Raw genomic sequence first — 16,614 nt, 5'->3', positions numbered from 1 at the left:
CATCGATCGAATTCTCAGGAGGGTGTTCCGGGCAACGGATGGCGTGTCGAAATCGACGCTTTGCCGGGCCGTCAAACGGGATTTAGGCGGCGATACGGACGGTGTTTGCTGACTTGGAGAGGCGCTCGTGTCGCGGCAGATCGTTGCGTGGCGTTGAGTTACCACACTGCAGTACGGCTCTTTACAACGGGGTCGTTACCATGAGCGTTTGAAACAGCTACCGTATAACCCGTGCTCAGGCCGGCTTGTGCAACCCTGCGACCGGATCGTTCGCGGCGGGCATCTCTTCCACGAGCGACGTGAGCTGGCGGCCCGTATCGCGCCATGCGTCGAGGCCGCCGCGCAGCGCGAGCGCATCGGTGAAGCCTGCGTCGAGCAGGCGCTTCGCCATCAGCGCGGCCGTGAACTCGTTCGGGCACGAGCAATACACGACGAACTTCTGCGTGATCGGATAGCGCGCGACGATGTCGCCGATCTGGCGTTCGTCCGCGAACTGCGCGCCGGGAATCGTGAACGGGTCGAGCTTGCGGTGCTCGGGCGAGCGCACGTCGAGGACCACCGGCGCGGACGTATCGCGCAGCATCGCGTCGAGCTCGTCGACGCCGATCCGCGCGCTCGCGAGCTGGCGGATCAGCGCGCGGCGGCGCATCCAGCGGATCGCCGCGTACACCGCCAGCACCGCGACGGCCGCCAGCAGCGCCACACGGCCGAGCTGGCCCGCGCCGGCGAACAGCCAGTCGATCTGGCGATAGAACATCACCCCGACCACCAGCCCGACGATCGTCCACAGCGCGGCGCCGAGCGCATCGTAGCCGACGAACGTGCGATAGCGCGTGCCGAACGCGCCGGCCATCGGCACCGACACGAGCGACAGCCCGGGAATGAAGCGCGCGACGGCGAGCACGCGCACGCCGTAGCGGCCGAAGAAGCGTTCGGTCTTTTTCACGCAGCTGTCACGCGACAGCGACAGTCGGCAGATGGTCTTCAGCGTCGTGCCGCCGAAGCGCCGACCGGCGAGGTACCAGACGGTATCGCCGATCAGTGCGCCGAGCACCGACAGCGCGACCACCGTCACGAGCTGCGACCCGATCATCGCCGGATGCATCGCGGACATCGCGCCGAACAGCACGAGCGTCGGCATCGCGGGCACCGGCAGGCCGATGGCCGCCGCGAGCACGTTGACGAACACGAGAAGCGGCCCGTACTGGGCGACGAGGTCACGTAGGAGCATGACGGCTGGCCGAAAAGGAATGGCGTGGGCAGGAAATGCAGATGGGCCGATTATCGGCCTTTTTCAAGACAACGGCGGGAATGACGGAAAGCGCCTGACGGCGGCAGGGGGATGTCGGTGAGCCTGCGCATTGCGCGCGGCTCACCGTTCGGAATCAGGACGGGGTACGGGCGAGCGACGCGGCACCGTGGTTTTCGCCGGGCAGCTCGGCGCCATGCGAGCGGATCGCGGCGATCAGTTCGGCTGGCGTGATCTCGTAGCGAACCTCGCGGTGAATGCCGGGCTTGCGTTCGTCGATCTCGATCAGCAGCACGCTCTTGCCATCGCCCGTTGCTTCGAGCCGGAGCGAGCGCAATTCACGGCCGTCGGCCGGGTCGTGTTCGGTGAGCAGGGTCATTGCCCCGGATGAGCCGGTAGTGCGCATCGAACCTATCCTCGTATCGTGTCGTGGATGCCTTGGCGGCAAAGATGTCTTTGTTGAATACGGCTTGACGCAGTTTAACGCGAACGGGCCGCAACACGGAGCATTTTCGTGCGGTGAAATGAGGGTTGCACCACCGATCCTTCTGATGTTTGAGCCATGCCGGGCGGGCGTTTCAGCCAGATCGGGCACCGGCCGCGGCCGGCGCGGGACCGGCGTTCGCGGTCGCGCCGGCGCGGGCGGCGACACGCGGTGCGATGCGTGTCGCCGAGCGTGGCGTCAGAAGCGGTCGGCGAGCCCCATCGCCGGATCGCTGACCGAATGGCGTCCCGTTTCGACGCGGCCGGCCACACGGCGCGAGAAGCTCGCGTCGCTGTCGGCGGTCACGATGAAGTCGTACCAGTGGCCGGTCGAGTCGAGCTTCCAGTGCAGTTCGGACTGGTCGCCGGCGTGCACCGTGACGGTCCACGTGGTACCGGTGCCGTGACCGCGCCCCTGGCTGTTGCCGTCCTCGTTGCCATGGCCATGACCGTGGCCGTCGTTGCCGCCGCGGCCGGACAGCGGCCCGTAGACCTGGTTCGACTTCACCGTGAAGCGCACCGTGCCGCCGCCTTCGTTGCGCAGCCGCAGATGGAGGTTGCCGCTGGCGCCCGCATAGCCGACGCGCACTTCCGGGCGCGGCGCGCGCGTGTCGGCGAGGCGGCCCAGGTCCCCGGTGAAGCGGCGGTGATAGCCGTTCGGGCCGAGCACCCACAGGTCATATTTACCGCCATTGTCGGCGCGCGCGGCCCAGTTGCCGTGCAGCGTCTTGCCCGGCTCGACGACGTAGCGCTGCGGCAGCCGGTCGAGGTGCAGCTTGTCATAGACGTGAAACACGGCCGCCGCGCGGCCGGTGTTCGCGAACTTCAGCGTGACCGTGCCGGTGTCGGCGTCGGTACGCGCGCTCGCATGCAGCTCGTACGGCAGCGCGCGCGACGGGCGCACGCCGGTGGTTTGCGCGGGCAGCGCGGGCGCGGTCGGCGGCACGATCTTCGGCGCGGCCTGCTGCGCGGCGCTCAGCGCGTCGACCTGGCTTTTCGTCGTATGGCCCGCGAGCGTCGGCAGCGGCTCGTTGTTCGGCGAGCGGAAGTTGAACGCGCTCGTCAGGTCGCCGCACACCGCGCGGCGGTACGCGCTGATCTGCGGCTCGGCGACGCCGAAGCGCTTCTCGAGGAAGAGCAGCGTCGACGTATGGTCGAACACCTGCGAGTTGACCCAGCCGCCGCGGCTCCACGGCGACACGACCCACATCGGCACGCGCGGGCCCGGGCCGTACGGGCGGCCGTCGCTGGCCGGCTGGCTCGACGTGGCCGGCGTGAAGTCGTGGTATTCGGCGGCGACGTCGGCGTCGCGCAGCGTATGGCCGCCCGCGAGCGTGCCGTCGGCGTTGCGCGACGGTACGGCCGGCGACGGCATGTGGTCGAAGAAGCCGTCGTTCTCGTCGTAGTTGACCAGCAGCACGGTCTTGCTCCACACCTCCGGGTTCGCCGTCAGCGCGTCGAGCACGGCCTGCACGTACCAGCCGCCCTGCGCGGGGCTCGACGGCCCCGGGTGTTCGCTGTACACGGACGGCGGGATGATCCACGACACTTCCGGCAGCGTGCCGTTGCGGATGTCGTCGCGGAACGATTCGAGAAAGCCGTACGGCATCGTGTTGCCGAACCCTTTCGCGAGCGGGCTCAGCGGATCGTCGATCGCCGGGTCGTAGAACGCGCCGGCGGCCGTCACCGGCTGCGTGATGTCCGTCGACGCGACGTACGCGGGCCGGCGCGCGGCCGGCATCTGCTCGATCGCCGCGCGCCAGTGGCGGAAGCTCATCATCTCGTTGCAGCCGAAGTTGTCGATCAGGCTCTGGTAGACCTTCCAGTTCACGCCGGCCTGCTGCAGCCGGTCGGCATAGGTCGTCCAGGTCCAGCCCTGGCTCGACGGGCCGATGTCGTTGCCGCCGTTGAACTGGTTGTTCAGCGCGGCGATCTTCACGCGGCTGCCGTCGGCCGGGCTGATGCCGTTCGGGCCGTTGGTGCCGCTCCAGTAGAACAGGCGGTTCGCGATCGTGCCCGTGTGCATCCCGCAGTGGTAGTGGTCGCACAGCGTGAATGCATCGGCGAGCGCGCGCTGGAACGGTACTTCCGCGGCGTCGTAGTAGCCCATCGACAGCGGCGTCTTCGCGTCGGGCCAGCGGTTCATCCGGCCGTGGTCCCACGCGGCCTGCGCATCGGCCCACGTGTGCGGCGTGCCGCCCGCGCGCTGCGCGTTGCCCTGGCTCGCGTCGAGGTGATACGGCGTCACGGTCGTGGCGGGCGTCGCCTTCGTGTATGACTGGTAGAACACGTCGCGGCCGTTCGGCGACGGCACCGCGAAGCGGTCGCCGTAGCCGCGCACGCCCTTGAACGTGCCGAAGTAGCTGTCGAACGCGCGGTTCTCCATCATCAGCAGCACGACGTGCTTGACGTCCTTGATGGTCCCCGTTTCGTGGAACGCGGGAATGGCGAGCGCGCGGCGGATGCTCGGCGGGAACGCGGACAGCGCGGCGGCGGCGAGGCCGGAAGTGGCGGTCTGCTGAAGGAATTTGCGGCGTGACGTCATGGCGTTCGGATCCTGTGATGGTGGGAGCGTTCGTGACTTCGTGTGGAGGCGCCCATGCGTCGTCCCCCCGGGACGAATCGCGATGCGTGTGGGTTCGGGTGCGCCGGCCGCACGCGGCGGAGATGCGCGCATCGCGTCCGGCACGGGGTGTCGCGCAGAGGCAGCGGCCGTCGACGCGATCCTGCGTGCCGCGCGCTCGTGATGCGCGGGACAGGGCGGCGGCACACACCGGTCCGGCGCATGCCGGGCTGGGTGGCGCCCAGTCTAGGGAGGCGACATGACGTCGACGTGATGAAGGCATGACACCGCATGTCGCGCGTGTGACGTTGCGTGCGCAACTATGTCGGCAGAAAAGGCTAGGAATTACCGATTCCCTCGCGCGGGACCGGTCAGATATTTCCGACTCGTGGCCCGTGCGCGTGGTCGCCTGTCGTTGTAAAGGCAACGACCCAGGAAGCTGCGTGACGCCCGTGTTTCAAATGCGTGAAATCGGATAAGCTCGACACGTTGCTGCATACGTGTTGCAGCCCGCGCCGCTGGCGCGACTTTTCGGAACCGGCCTACCCATGACCGACATCAAGATCCGGCACAGCGAGACGCACGACGTCGACGCGATCCGGCAGATCGCCGCACATCCCGCGGTGTACATGAATACGCTGCAGCATCCGTTTCCGTCGCTCGGGAAATGGCAGAAGCGGATCGAAAACGTGCATGAGCACGGTGTGAGCCTCGTCGCCGAAATCGACGGCACGGTGGTCGGCCATCTCGGCCTGCATCCCGAGCCGAATCCGCGCCGGCGCCATGCGGCAGGGCTCGGCATGATGGTCGATGCGGCCCGTCACGGGCACGGCATCGGCAGCCGGCTGCTCGCGGCCGCGATCGATCTCGCGGAGAACTGGCTGAACGTCACGCGCCTCGAACTGACCGTGTTTGCCGACAACCGCGCGGCGATCGCGCTCTACGAAAAGCACGGTTTCCGGATCGAAGGCGAATCGCCGGGCTATGCATTGCGCGACGGCGTGCATGCGTCCGTGTATCACATGGCACGGATCAAGGGCCGGCAGTGAAGGGCCGGCCGCCGCCCGGGCGTCGGCACGCGCGGCCGCGATGCCGCGCGTCATATTCATTCGAGAATTCGTTCGTTTTCCCCCGGCTGTACCCGTCGTATCGTTGAACGATTTGCCGGCCGCTTCGGCCGGTGCTCGCTTTTCCGACTCGATGCATGCGCGGCGTTGCACGTCGGCTGGCTTCATCGTCATCGCTTCACGGCCCGTGTTTTGGCTCGCCTTGCTGTCCCGCAACCGTCCCTTTCAACGGAACCCGCTTCCATGAAAACCGTTCTCCGGAATCTGACTGCCGCCTGCCTGTTCGCCGCCGCGGGTGCGGCGTTTGCCGCTGCTACGCCTGCGGGCGCGCCGGTGGCGAGCGCCGCGTCCGATGGCGCGCATCTGCCGCCCGGCATCGCGTGGCAACACGGTGACGTCGATGCCGCATTCGCGCTCGCGAAGCGCACGGGAAAACCGCTGCTGCTGTACTGGGGCGCGGTGTGGTGCCCGTCGTGCAACCAGGTGAAGTCGACGATCTTCAGCCAGCAGGCATTCAAGACGCGCTCGTCGTTCTTCGTGCCCGTGTATCTCGACGGCGATACCGAAAGCGCGCAGAAGCTCGGCGAGCGCTTCAAGGTGCACGGCTATCCGACGATGATCCTGTTCCGCCCCGACGGCACCGAAGTGACGCGGCTGCCGGGCGAAGCAGATCTCGACCGCTACATGCAGGCGCTGTCGCTCGGGATGACGGCCGCGCATCCGGTGCGGCAGACGCTCGCGACCGCGCTGAAGAACGGCGCGTCGCTGACGCCGGACGAGTGGCGCCTGCTGGCCGACTATTCGTGGGATACCGACGGCGCGTTGCCGGTGCCGGCCGATCGTGTCGCGGAGACGCTGCAGTCGCTCGCGCAACGCGCGCGGGCGGCCGGCGCGAAGGCCGAAGCGGCACGCTTCGCGCTGAAATCGGCGGTGGTCGCCGCATCGGACGATCCGGCTCAGGCCGGTGCGCTGGACAAGGCGGCGCTCGCCGAATCGCTGCGCACGGTGCTGCACGATCCGGTGCTGTCGCGGGCCGATTCGGATGTGCTGGTCACGGCGCCTGCGCGGGTGGTTGCCTATCTCGGGGGTGACGACGCGCAGCGCGCGAAGCTCCGCGGCGCGTACGACACGGCGCTCGCGCGCCTGTCGGCCGACACCACGCTGTCGTCGATCGACCGGTTGATGGCGTTGCATGGCCGCGTGCTGCTCGCGCGCGGCGACGCGGGCAAGGGCGCGCCGCCCGCGTTGGCCGATACCGCACGCAAGCAGATCGCCGCATCGGTACAGGGCGCGGCAAATGCGTACGAGCGGCAGGCGCTCGTCAGCGAAGGCGCGGACACGCTGACCGACGCGGGGCTGTACGACGCGTCGGATGCGTTGCTGAAGGCCGAGTTGCCGCGTTCGTCCACGCCGTACTACTTCATGTCCGGGTTGGCCGCGAATGCGAAGGCGCGCGGCGACAAGGCCGCGGCGCTCGACTGGTACCGCAAGGCCTACGACGCGGCGAGCGGGCCGGCGACGAAGCTGCGCTGGGGCGCGACTTACTTTGCGAATGCGGTCCAGCTGGCGCCGGACGATTCGGCGCGCATCGAAGGGATCGCCGCCAGTGTGCTCGCCCAGGCCGACAAGACACGGGACGCGTTTTACGGCGCGAACCTGCGCGCGCTGACCAAGGTCGTCACGCAGCTGAACCGCTGGCGCGCCGGCGGCGCGCACGATGCGTCGGTCAGGTCGGTCGTGAAGCAGTTCGACGGCGTATGCGGAAAACTGCCCGCGGGCGATCCGCAGGCAGCGGCGTGCACGAAGCTGATCCAGCCCGTGAAGGCCTGACGACGCAAGCAGGCATCGTCGAGCGGGCCGGACGATCGATTACCGGCCCGACTCCGACGACGTGCCGCGATCGTTGCCGTAGCCGGCATCGTGCTGGCGGGCGATCTTCGCTTCGGCGGAAACGATGCTGGCCGGATAGAACCAGTCGCTCGACTGGAAGCCGGCCTGCTTGAGTGCCTTGACTTCGGCGTGGACCTGCGCGCGCGTGAGCGGCGGGTTCGACTGGGCTTGCGCGGCGAGCGGGGCCGAGACGGCGAGGGCAATGGCAACGGCTTGGATCAGGCGCTTCATGATCGGGACCTCCACGATTCCGGTAAATCGCTGCACTTCGTTCGCCGAAGCGCCGTGCGACGTTGAAACCAGTGTAGGCCGAGGCGGGCGCGTGAAAAATGCGATCGCGCCCAACGCTGTGTTTTGTTGCGGGCAACAATGGGCGGGCGGCGGCGATGCCGAATGGCGGCCCGGCGGTGCTGCGCAGGCCCGCGGCGGCCTGGTTTCGACCGGGCCCGGCGAGCGGACAAAAGAAATCGGACCGGATGCGAAGGCCGGAATCCGTTCCGGTTCGCATGCGGTCCGATCCTGAAGGACAGGTCGCGAGGCGGCGTGCAGGACGCCGCCTCACACAGGCACTTACACGAGCCCCGTCGCGTAGTACACGGCGATCACGAAGAACACCGCGAGCGTCTTGATGACGGTGACCGCGAAGATGTCGCGATACGACTCGCGGTGCGTGAGGCCCGTGACCGCGAGCAGCGTGATGACCGCGCCGTTGTGCGGCAGCGTGTCCATGCCGCCGCTGGCCATCGCGACGACCCGGTGCAGCACGTCCATCGGGATGTTGGCCGCTTGCGCGCCCTTGATGAACAGGTCCGACATCGCGGCGAGCGCGATGCTCATGCCGCCGGACGCGGAGCCCGTGATGCCGGCGAGCGAGCTGACCGACACGGCCGCGTTGACGAGCGGGTTCGGGATGCTCTTCAGCGCATCGCTGACGACGAGGAAGCCCGGCAGTGCGGCAATCACGCCGCCGAAGCCGTATTCCGACGCGGTGTTCATCGCCGCGAGCAGCGCACCGGCGACGGCGGCCTTCGAGCCGGCCGCGAAGCGGTCGCTGACGCGCTTGAACGCGGTCAGCACGACCAGCACGATACCGAGCAGCAGCGCGGCTTCGACCGACCAGATCGCGACGACGGTCTTGATCGACGCCGTGACCGGCGCATGCACGCCCGGCAGCACGTCCGGCGCGACCGTGTACGACGCGGCGCCGTACCACTGCGGGATCAGCTTCGTGAACGCGAAGTTCGACACGCCGACGAGGATCAGCGGCAGGATCGCCAGCGCGGGATTCGGCAGCGACGTCGCCTCGACGCGTTCCGGCTCGTTGACGAGCGACGTGCCGTAGCCTTCACCCTTTGCCATGGCCGAACGGCGACGCCATTCGAGATACGTGAGGCCGACGACGATGATGAACAGCGAGCCGATCGTGCCGAGCGCGGGCGCGGCCCAGGCGGTCGTCTTGAAGAACGTGGTCGGGATGATGTTCTGGATCTGCGGGGTGCCCGGCAGCGAATCCATCGTGAACGAGAACGCGCCGAGTGCGATCGCGCCGGGCATCAGCCGTTTCGGGATGTTGCTCTGGCGATAGAGTTCGGCCGCGAACGGGTAGACCGCGAACACCACGACGAACAGCGATACGCCGCCATAGGTGAGCAGTGCGCACACCGCGACGATCACCGCATTCGCGCGCGAGCGGCCGATGTAGCGGATGGCCGCATGGACGATCGACTCGGAGAAGCCGGACAGTTCGATCACCTTGCCGAACACGGCGCCGAGCATGAAGACCGGGAAATACAGTTTGACGAAGCCGACCATTTTCTCCATGAAGATGCCGGAGAAGACCGGGGCGACGGCGGCGGGTTCGGTCAGGAGCACCGCGCCGAGCGCGGCGATCGGCGCGAACAGGATCACGCTGTAGCCGCGATAGGCGGCGAACATCAGGAACGCCAGCGCGGCGAGGACGATCACGAAAGACAAGGGAGTCTCCTAATGGCTTTGGTTGTTGTTCGATCGCGCGATGCGCCGCGGACCGGCTCAGGTTCGTGCAGGTTTCGTGCCATCGGCCGGAATGCGCCGCCGGACATGGGTCCGCCGGAGGCTGGCGGGCCCGCGCCGGCCTATGTCTGACGATTCTACATAAATCGTCTCCGTCTGGAGACGATATGGCCATCCGGCCAGCCCATGAAATCGTGCAGGGCTTGCCCGGACAACGCATTGCGGCGCGTCTCCATAATGAGATAATCCGTCTCGTTCCGGAGACATCCGGCCGAAAATACACGGAGACGAAGACACGATGATGAACGACTGGGCCCGCCTGCCCGTCAACTACGGCGACGTGCTGCGGCGCGCCGCCGAGTCGCTGTTCCGGACCTTCGAGGATTCGAGCGCGGGCACGGTGGTCGTCGATCGCGATGCGCGCGTCGTGTGGATGAACGAGCGATATGCGGCGCGTTTCGGTTTCGCCGATCCGCAACAGGCCGTCGGCCTCGACTGCGAGACCGTGATCCCGAACAGCCTGATGCGCGAGGTCGTGTCGACCGGGCAGCCGATCCTGCTCGACATCATGGAGACGGGCCGCGAGCCGCTCGTTGTCACGCGCTTGCCGCTGAAGAACGAGGCGGGCGAGACGGTCGGCGCGATCGGCTTCGCGCTGTTCGACCAGTTGAAGACGCTCACGCCGATCTTTTCCCGCTACGCGCAGTTGCAGCAGCAGCTGATCGCGACGCAGCGCTCCCTCGCGCAGGCCCGCCGCGCGAAATATACGTTCGCGAGCTTCGTCGGCACGAGTGCCGCGAGCCTCGAAACCAAGCGCCAGGCCCGTCGTGCCGCACAGGTCGATTCGCCGGTGCTGCTGCTCGGCGAGACGGGCACCGGCAAGGAACTGCTCGCACACGCGATCCATGCGGCGTCGGCGCGGGCGCTCCAGCCGCTCGTGACCGTCAACGTCGCCGCGATTCCCGACACGCTGCTCGAAACCGAATTCTTCGGCGCGGCGCCCGGCGCCTACACGGGCGCCGATCGCAAGGGGCGCGTCGGCAAGTTCGAGCTGGCCGATCGCGGCACGTTGTTTCTCGACGAGATCGGCGATATGCCGCTGCCGTTGCAGGGCAAGCTGCTGCGCGTGCTGCAGGACAAGGAGTTCGAGCCGGTCGGCTCGAACCGGATCGTGCGCGCGGACGTCCGGATCATCGCCGCGACGTCGGCCGACCTGCCGGCGCTCGTGGCGGCCGGGCGTTTTCGCGCGGATCTCTATTACCGGCTGAACGTGCTGACGATCCATGCGCCGCCGCTGCGCGAGCGCGCATCCGACATCGCGGCGCTCGTCTACGCGACGCTCGAGGAGCTGGCCGCGCAGCACGGCCGCGCCGCGCATTGCGAGCTGACCGACGATGCGCTGCGGATGCTGTGTGCGTATCCGTGGCCCGGCAACGTGCGCGAGTTGCGCAATACGCTCGAACGCGCGCTGATGCTGTCGGACCGTTCGGTCATCGATGCGCGCGCGCTCGCGCCGTTCCTCGGACCGGTGCGCGTATCGACGGATGGCGCGTCACCGGTGCAGCAGGTTGCCGCGGCGCCGGCCGGGCGGCGCGCGGGCGATATGGCCGGTGAATCCGGCGCACCGGCCGCTTCGTATGCCGATGCATTGGCGGCATGGGAACGCCAGTTCCTGACCGACGCGCTGGCGGCCTGCGACGGGAAGGTCGTCGAAGCGGCCGCGCGCATCGGGATCGGCCGCGCGACGCTGTACAAGAAACTGGCTGCGCTGGGCATCGACCGGTAGACCGGCCGGCGATGCCGATGCGGCGTGACGTCAAGCATCGAACAGGAGATCACGATGAAGCGGATCGGCATCGCAGGGTGGCTGACCATGTTGCTGGCGACGTCCGCGTTTGCGCAGGCCGGCGACGCCGACGCGCCCGAGGCGCGGCGCAACTGGTACAACGATCCGTTCGTCGCGCTGTCGCGGGACGTGGCCGAATGCCCGCTTCCGCTTGGCCCATGGATGACGCGCGCCGAGATGACGGACGACGCGCATTACCGCGCCGAACGCGGCACGACCTGCTGGCTCGCCCATCGCTGCACGAAGCCGAACTCGTATATGTATGACGCGTCGATCGCCGATGCGGCGAAGGCCCACTTCGCCGGCTCCGATCATCTGCGCGGCACGAGCCTGTGGATCACCGTGCAGCGACGTTTCATCTACGTCGAAGGATGCGCGGATGCAGCGTTCGATCGTCAGGCGCTGCAACGCGAATTCGAGGCGCTTCCGGACGTCGAGCAGGTGTTCGTTCGCATCACCGACGATCCGCGCAAGCGCTTGCCGTACAAGGCGCGTGGGCAACCCGACCGCAAGCCGGACTGACAGCCGGAGGGCCGCGCATGGCATACTCGCGACATTCAAAAAATGGTTGACGGGAAGAACAATGAAACACATGCTTGCGTCGGTCTGTCGGTGGCCTCGGGCGGCCGCAATGCTGGTTCTGGTTGCGGGGCTCGGCGGGTGCGGTGGCAGTGCCCCGCTCTTCACGTCGGACGGCCGTCCGACCACCCAGGTGCAATGCACCGGCAGCGACTGGAGCAATTGCACGGACAATGCCCGGGCCATGTGCAACGGGGATTTCGAAGTGATTCAGCAATCGACTGATGACGCCGTGCGAAATCTTCTCTTCGCATGCAAGAAGAAGAGCGGTTATTGATCCCGAAATGACCGGCTGAGGAGACCACGATCGGGCGAAGTGCTTTTCTGTTTGCATGAAGTCACCTGTTTTTCACGAATAACATTCACGGAGTCCCATCCATATGGCGACCTACAGGCAACTGACCGCGCAGCTCGAAAGGCTTCAGCAAAAGATCGACAAGGAACGTGAAAAGGCGATTGCCGACGCGATTGCGGATATCCGCGCGAAAATCGAGGAATACGACATTACGCCGGAAGAGCTCGGTTTTCGTCCGGTGGGAGCGAATGCCGCTGCCGCCGCGAAGCCCAAGCGGACGCTGCCGCCGAAATACCTGAACCCGAAGACGGGCGAAACGTGGAGTGGCCGCGGAAGATCGCCGACCTGGCTCGGCAAGAACCGCGCACGTTTCCTGATCAAGGACTGACTCCCGAAAATCCTCACCTTTCGCGAGTTGACCGACGGTGCGAATGGCCATGCGGCCGTCGCACCGTTTTGTTTTTGGGCAGTCGCCATGCGATTTTCCCTGACGAATGGACGTGTCATGTCGCGCAATTAACGGATCCTGTTTTGCCAATTCGCCGCGATCCGGCTGCATATTGCGGGGAATTCCGGTAAACAATCGCGTAATGACGCCAGGCACGCGCATTGGCATTCGCGATTTTCGCGGTGCAGGCATGCAGCGGATAATCATCACCTTTCGCGTGTTTGCGCGGGGTGTCGTGCAAATCCCGAACATACTCACCATCGCTCCTGTAAATCCTCACCTTTGAGAAAGCGGCCGCCGTGCCGCGTTGCTTGCGTCGTGCGAGCGGCGCTGCGATGCCGGACGCGTGTGTTGCAGGTCCATGGTGCGAGCATTGACGTTCGTCGAACAGTCGGCCGTTCGGCATATAGGCAGCCGCAGGCGCTTCGCCTATGCTTGGGGTTCGCGTCGATCGGCGCCCGGCCTGCCCGGCCGCGTGCCGATCGTGTCGTCTTTCGTCACCGCAGGGAGCCGATGTGACCGTTCGCCATCTCGATGCGTTGTTTCAGCCCAGGTCCGTTGCGGTCGTCGGCGCGTCATCGCGTGCGGGCAGTATTGGCGCAATGGTGTGGTCGCGTGTGCTCGACGGTGCGTTCCAGGGGCCCGTGTGGCCCGTCAATCCGAAATATCGCGCGCTCGACGGGCATGCCGTTGTCGCCGATGTCGACCGGTTGCCTGCGCCGCCGTCGGTTGCCGTGATCTGCACGCCGCCCGCAACCTGGGCCGGCATCGTGCGCAAGCTCGGTGAGCTCGGCACGCGCGTCGCGGTGATCGTCGGCGAGGCGCGCACCGATGCCGATCGCGCCGCGGTCGATCGCACGTTGAAGGCGGCGAAGCCGTTCGTGCTCCGTATCGTCGGGCCCGGCAGCCTCGGCGTGTTGTCGCCTGCGCGGCATGCGCATTTCGGCGCGCCGGCGTACACCGCGCGATCGGGCGGCGTCGCATGGGTGTCGCAATCGAATGCGTTGACGAACGCGGTGCTTGGATGGGCCGATGCACGGGGTCTCGGCTTTTCGCATGTCGTCGCGCTCGGCAGCGAATCCGACGTCGATGCGGGCGATGTGCTCGACTATCTGGCAAGCGATCCCGGCACGCGCGCGATCCTGCTCGAACTCGATACCGTGCGCGCGGCGCGCAAGTTCATGTCGGCTGCGCGTGCGGCCGCGCGCAACAAGCCGGTGCTCGCGTTGCGCACCGGCCGCGCCGATCCCGGCGACGCACTCTATACGGCGGCGTTCCAGCGTGCGGGCATGGTGCGCGTCGATGCACTCGACGATCTGCTCGACGAAATCGAGACGCTCGGCGTCGGCCGTGTCACCGCGCGTGGCGCGGCGACGCTCGTGACGAGCGATGCGGGCGTGGCGAAACTCGCGGTCGATGCGGTTGCCGAGGTACGCGACGTGCTGGCCGACTGGTCGCCCGCGGCCACGTCCGCCGTGGCGGCCGCGCTGCCGCATCTCGCGGCGCCCGCCAATCCGCTCACGCTGGGCGACGACGCACGCCCCGAGCACTTTGCCGCGGCGATCAAGGCGCTCGCGCCGTTTCCGCAAACGGGTACGCTGTTCGTCGTCCATTCGACGTCCCACAGTGCGCCGGCCGAGTCGGTCGCACGCACGCTGATCGACTCGCGGCAGTACGCGCATCGCGGCATCCTCGCGTGTTTCTTCGGTGCGGTCGACGCAGCGACGCGCGATGCGCTGCACGCGAACGGCATTCCCGTGCACACGACACCGCAGCGGCTGGCACGCGCGTATGCGCGTCTCGTCGACTACAACCTCGGGCGGCAACTGCTGATGCAGACGCCCGAAGGCACGCCGCCGCAGCCGGCCGAGTGCGTGGCATCCGCACAGGCCGACGCGCGCAGGATGGTCGAAGCCGGTGAGCATGATCTGGCCGGCGAGGCCGCGCTGCGCTGGCTGTCCCATTTCGGCTTGCAGGGCGAGCAGGCCAACGAGCCTGTCGGCACGAAGGTCGTCGATATCACGGTCGACATGTACGACGATGCGAATTTCGGTCCGGTGTTTCGCTATGCCGTGCCGCCTGCGGACGGCGTGTCGGCGCCGTTCGTCGTCTACGGCCTGCCGCCGCTGAACAGCGTGCTCGCCCGTGCGGTAATGGAGCGCTCGCCGTATGCGCGCCGTACGCCCGTCGAACCGACGCTCGATGCGCTGACGGCGCTGTCACAGGTCGTCTGCGACGTGCGCGAAGTCGTCGCGATGTCGGTCACGCTGCGCGTGATGTCCGACCGCGCAAGGGTACTCGCGCCGCGCATCACGCTGGCCACGGGGCGCAGCCGGCTGGCGATCATGCCGTATCCGCGGCACCTCGAGCAGACGCTCGAGTGGCGCGGCGAGACGGTAACGATCCGCCCGATCCGTCCGGAGGACGAGGCTGCGCACAACGAACTGCTCGGCGCGATGACGCCGGAAGATCTGCGGATGCGTTTCTTCGGTGCGGTGCGCAGCTTCGATCATTCGCAGGTGGCGCGTATGACGCAGATCGACTACGACCGTGAGATGGCTTTCATCGTGTCGTTCACCGATGTGTCGGGGCGTGACCACACGCTTGCGGTGGCGCGTGCGGTTGCCGATCCCGACAACGAGACGGCGGAGTTCGCGATTGCCGTGCGGCCCGATCAGAAGGGCAAGGGGCTCGGCCGGCTGATGATGGCCCGCATCATCGACTACGCACGCTCGCGCGGCACCGCATGGATGGTCGGCGAGGCGCTGCGCGAGAATTCGGCGATGATCTCGCTCGCGAAGTCGTGCGGCTTCGCGGTGTCGACGACGGAAGAGCCCGGTGTCGTGGGTTTCAGGATGAAGTTGCAGCCGTAGGCATCGGCCCGCGGCCTGAGGCTTGGGGTTGTCGCATGCAGTCGATGCCTCCGACGTTTCGCCTCGCCGCAAGCTTACTCAGGAATGCAGGATATTTGAACCAGCCTGTGGAGCGAAGCGTCTGCGAATGCGCGGGCCCTGTCAGCCGCGGCAATATCAATGCACGCGAGGTGTCCGACGATGCAGGGCGGCATGGCGCGATACGCGTCCGGCGAGCGGGTTCAAACGATGTGTTGTTGCAATGTCGCTGCCGCATTCCGGCCTCGGAGATTCGAAACCGTCACGAAGGTGAGATTTTTCGGGAGCCGTACATGAGCCGTTCCGGAATGGCACGGTGAGCCGATACGGGAGCATTCGGTGAGCCTTCCCGGGAACAGCCGGTGAGGACCTGCAGGAGCCGCTGGTGAGCCTTTCCGGGACGCGTCGGTGAGCACCTGCGGGAGGTGTCGGTGAGGACGTTCGGGAGGTGTCGGTGAGGATCTCCAGGAGCCTTGGGTGAGCTTTTTCGGGAGATATGGGTGAGTGCTTGCGGGACGCCGAGGTGAGGCTTTTCGGGAGCGTGAGGAAGCACGACTCCCGCGAGCGCGGCGCCGGCCCATGCCGGCGTCATACGCGGGTGCGGGCACGCATGAACCGTGCCCGCCAGCAGCATTACGCCGCGAGTTTCGACGCCGCGTCGTTCACCTGGTCGCGCGAAATCGCGAGTTCCTCGAGGTGCGGATCGGCATAGACGGCACCGGTTTCGCGCTCGAGGCGGGCGATCGTCAGCGCACAGCGCGCGGTGTCTTTCGGCATCGCGATGAAGCGCTTGACCGATTCGCCGGACGTGAATGCTTCGAACAGCGCGCCGCGCACGTCGTCCGGAAGCGTCTTGGTCCATTGGTACGGCTTGCCGTTGAACGTGATCGACGGCGGCAGCGTGCGTTCCTTCTTGGTCGCCGTGATGAGCCCGTAGGTGCGGGCCGCGTCGCCGATCTGCTCGGGCGAGAAGAGTTCGTCAGGCGTGATGTCGAACTGCTCGATGTAGTTCTCGATCGCCTGCATTGCGGCGGCACGATCGTCGCGCTTTTGCTGCGCGCGCGCGACGATATCACGCAGCTCGTCCGCTTCCTCGGGCGTGATCGTGAAGCTTGCCTGCTTCTGCTGAAGTTCGGAGAAACGCTGGAATTCTTGATCGTTCAGAAGTTTGGCCATGACATCCATCGGACACGACGGCCGCGACAACCGGCCGCCGTAGTTTTTGAGAGGGCCGCTATTTTAGCGTAGCGCCGTGGGCGCGCGATGCGACGGCGTGCATCGCGCGCCGAACGGGCGTCGCGCGCGACCGGG

14 protein-coding genes are annotated in these 16,614 nt (G+C 67.0%); 8 read left to right on the top strand and 6 right to left on the bottom strand.

All coding sequences use genetic code 11. The features are described 5' to 3' along the window. Positions 1 to 235: 235 nt before the first annotated feature. From BLA15945_RS04905 to BLA15945_RS04895, 3 genes are all read right to left on the bottom strand, one after another. The gene (locus tag BLA15945_RS04905; protein ID WP_174991652.1) at positions 236 to 1,231 is read right to left on the bottom strand and encodes a DedA family protein/thiosulfate sulfurtransferase GlpE; all 996 of its coding nucleotides are present in this window, start codon (positions 1,229 to 1,231) and stop codon (positions 236 to 238) included. Between the two features lie 154 nt (positions 1,232 to 1,385). Further along, positions 1,386 to 1,655, bottom strand: a complete 270-nt coding sequence (locus BLA15945_RS04900; RefSeq protein WP_012493620.1) for a hypothetical protein — start codon at positions 1,653 to 1,655, stop codon at positions 1,386 to 1,388. Positions 1,656 to 1,931: 276 nt separating this feature from the next. Next, on the bottom strand, positions 1,932 to 4,277 hold the full coding sequence (locus BLA15945_RS04895; protein ID WP_174991651.1) for a phosphocholine-specific phospholipase C: 2,346 nt from the start codon (positions 4,275 to 4,277) through the stop codon (positions 1,932 to 1,934). A 566-nt stretch (positions 4,278 to 4,843) separates the two neighbouring features. Here BLA15945_RS04895 and BLA15945_RS04890 point away from each other — a divergent pair. Then, positions 4,844 to 5,344 (top strand): GNAT family N-acetyltransferase, encoded by a 501-nt coding sequence (locus BLA15945_RS04890; protein ID WP_174991650.1) that lies wholly within the window; start codon positions 4,844 to 4,846, stop codon positions 5,342 to 5,344. A 261-nt stretch (positions 5,345 to 5,605) separates the two neighbouring features. After that, positions 5,606 to 7,192 (top strand): thioredoxin family protein, encoded by a 1,587-nt coding sequence (locus BLA15945_RS04885; protein WP_174991649.1) that lies wholly within the window; start codon positions 5,606 to 5,608, stop codon positions 7,190 to 7,192. A 39-nt stretch (positions 7,193 to 7,231) separates the two neighbouring features. On the opposite strand, the gene BLA15945_RS04880 is transcribed toward BLA15945_RS04885, so the two are convergent. Then, positions 7,232 to 7,483 (bottom strand): DUF4148 domain-containing protein, encoded by a 252-nt coding sequence (locus tag BLA15945_RS04880; protein ID WP_174991648.1) that lies wholly within the window; start codon positions 7,481 to 7,483, stop codon positions 7,232 to 7,234. On the opposite strand from BLA15945_RS04880, the gene BLA15945_RS04875 reads away from it, so the two are divergent. Beyond that, entirely contained in the window at positions 7,482 to 7,775 is a 294-nt protein-coding gene (locus BLA15945_RS04875) for a hypothetical protein (protein WP_174991647.1), read from the top strand. The two genes, BLA15945_RS04880 and BLA15945_RS04875, sit on opposite strands and share 2 nt — an antisense overlap. A gap of 47 nt (positions 7,776 to 7,822) precedes the next feature. On the opposite strand, the gene BLA15945_RS04870 is transcribed toward BLA15945_RS04875, so the two are convergent. Beyond that, positions 7,823 to 9,226: a GntP family permease gene (locus tag BLA15945_RS04870; protein WP_059238535.1), complete on the bottom strand. Its 1,404-nt coding sequence runs from the start codon at positions 9,224 to 9,226 to the stop codon at positions 7,823 to 7,825. A gap of 316 nt (positions 9,227 to 9,542) precedes the next feature. Here BLA15945_RS04870 and BLA15945_RS04865 point away from each other — a divergent pair, with 316 nt between their 5' ends. The 5 genes from BLA15945_RS04865 to BLA15945_RS04845 all read left to right on the top strand — a co-directional run bounded on the left by BLA15945_RS04865 (position 9,543) and on the right by BLA15945_RS04845 (position 15,285). Continuing rightward, complete coding sequence (locus BLA15945_RS04865) at positions 9,543 to 11,030, top strand: sigma-54 interaction domain-containing protein (protein WP_174991646.1); 1,488 nt, start codon at positions 9,543 to 9,545, stop codon at positions 11,028 to 11,030. Between the two features lie 54 nt (positions 11,031 to 11,084). After that, positions 11,085 to 11,612 (top strand): BON domain-containing protein, encoded by a 528-nt coding sequence (locus BLA15945_RS04860; RefSeq protein ID WP_059240875.1) that lies wholly within the window; start codon positions 11,085 to 11,087, stop codon positions 11,610 to 11,612. 61 nt (positions 11,613 to 11,673) lie between these two features. After that, positions 11,674 to 11,946: a hypothetical protein gene (locus tag BLA15945_RS04855; RefSeq protein ID WP_063805267.1), complete on the top strand. Its 273-nt coding sequence runs from the start codon at positions 11,674 to 11,676 to the stop codon at positions 11,944 to 11,946. A 103-nt stretch (positions 11,947 to 12,049) separates the two neighbouring features. Next, the gene (locus BLA15945_RS04850; RefSeq protein ID WP_174991645.1) at positions 12,050 to 12,352 is read left to right on the top strand and encodes an H-NS histone family protein; all 303 of its coding nucleotides are present in this window, start codon (positions 12,050 to 12,052) and stop codon (positions 12,350 to 12,352) included. Positions 12,353 to 12,927: 575 nt separating this feature from the next. Continuing rightward, positions 12,928 to 15,285 (top strand): GNAT family N-acetyltransferase, encoded by a 2,358-nt coding sequence (locus BLA15945_RS04845; RefSeq protein ID WP_174991644.1) that lies wholly within the window; start codon positions 12,928 to 12,930, stop codon positions 15,283 to 15,285. A gap of 651 nt (positions 15,286 to 15,936) precedes the next feature. Here BLA15945_RS04845 and BLA15945_RS04840 read toward each other — a convergent pair. Next, positions 15,937 to 16,488: a hypothetical protein gene (locus BLA15945_RS04840; RefSeq protein ID WP_059238544.1), complete on the bottom strand. Its 552-nt coding sequence runs from the start codon at positions 16,486 to 16,488 to the stop codon at positions 15,937 to 15,939. Positions 16,489 to 16,614: the final 126 nt, after the last annotated feature.

Origin of the sequence: Burkholderia arboris (genome assembly GCF_902499125.1) — a bacterium.
Lineage (GTDB): Bacteria > Pseudomonadota > Gammaproteobacteria > Burkholderiales > Burkholderiaceae > Burkholderia > Burkholderia arboris.
Note: the sequence above shows the minus strand (reverse complement) of the source record. Positions and strands in the feature narration are given on the sequence as shown.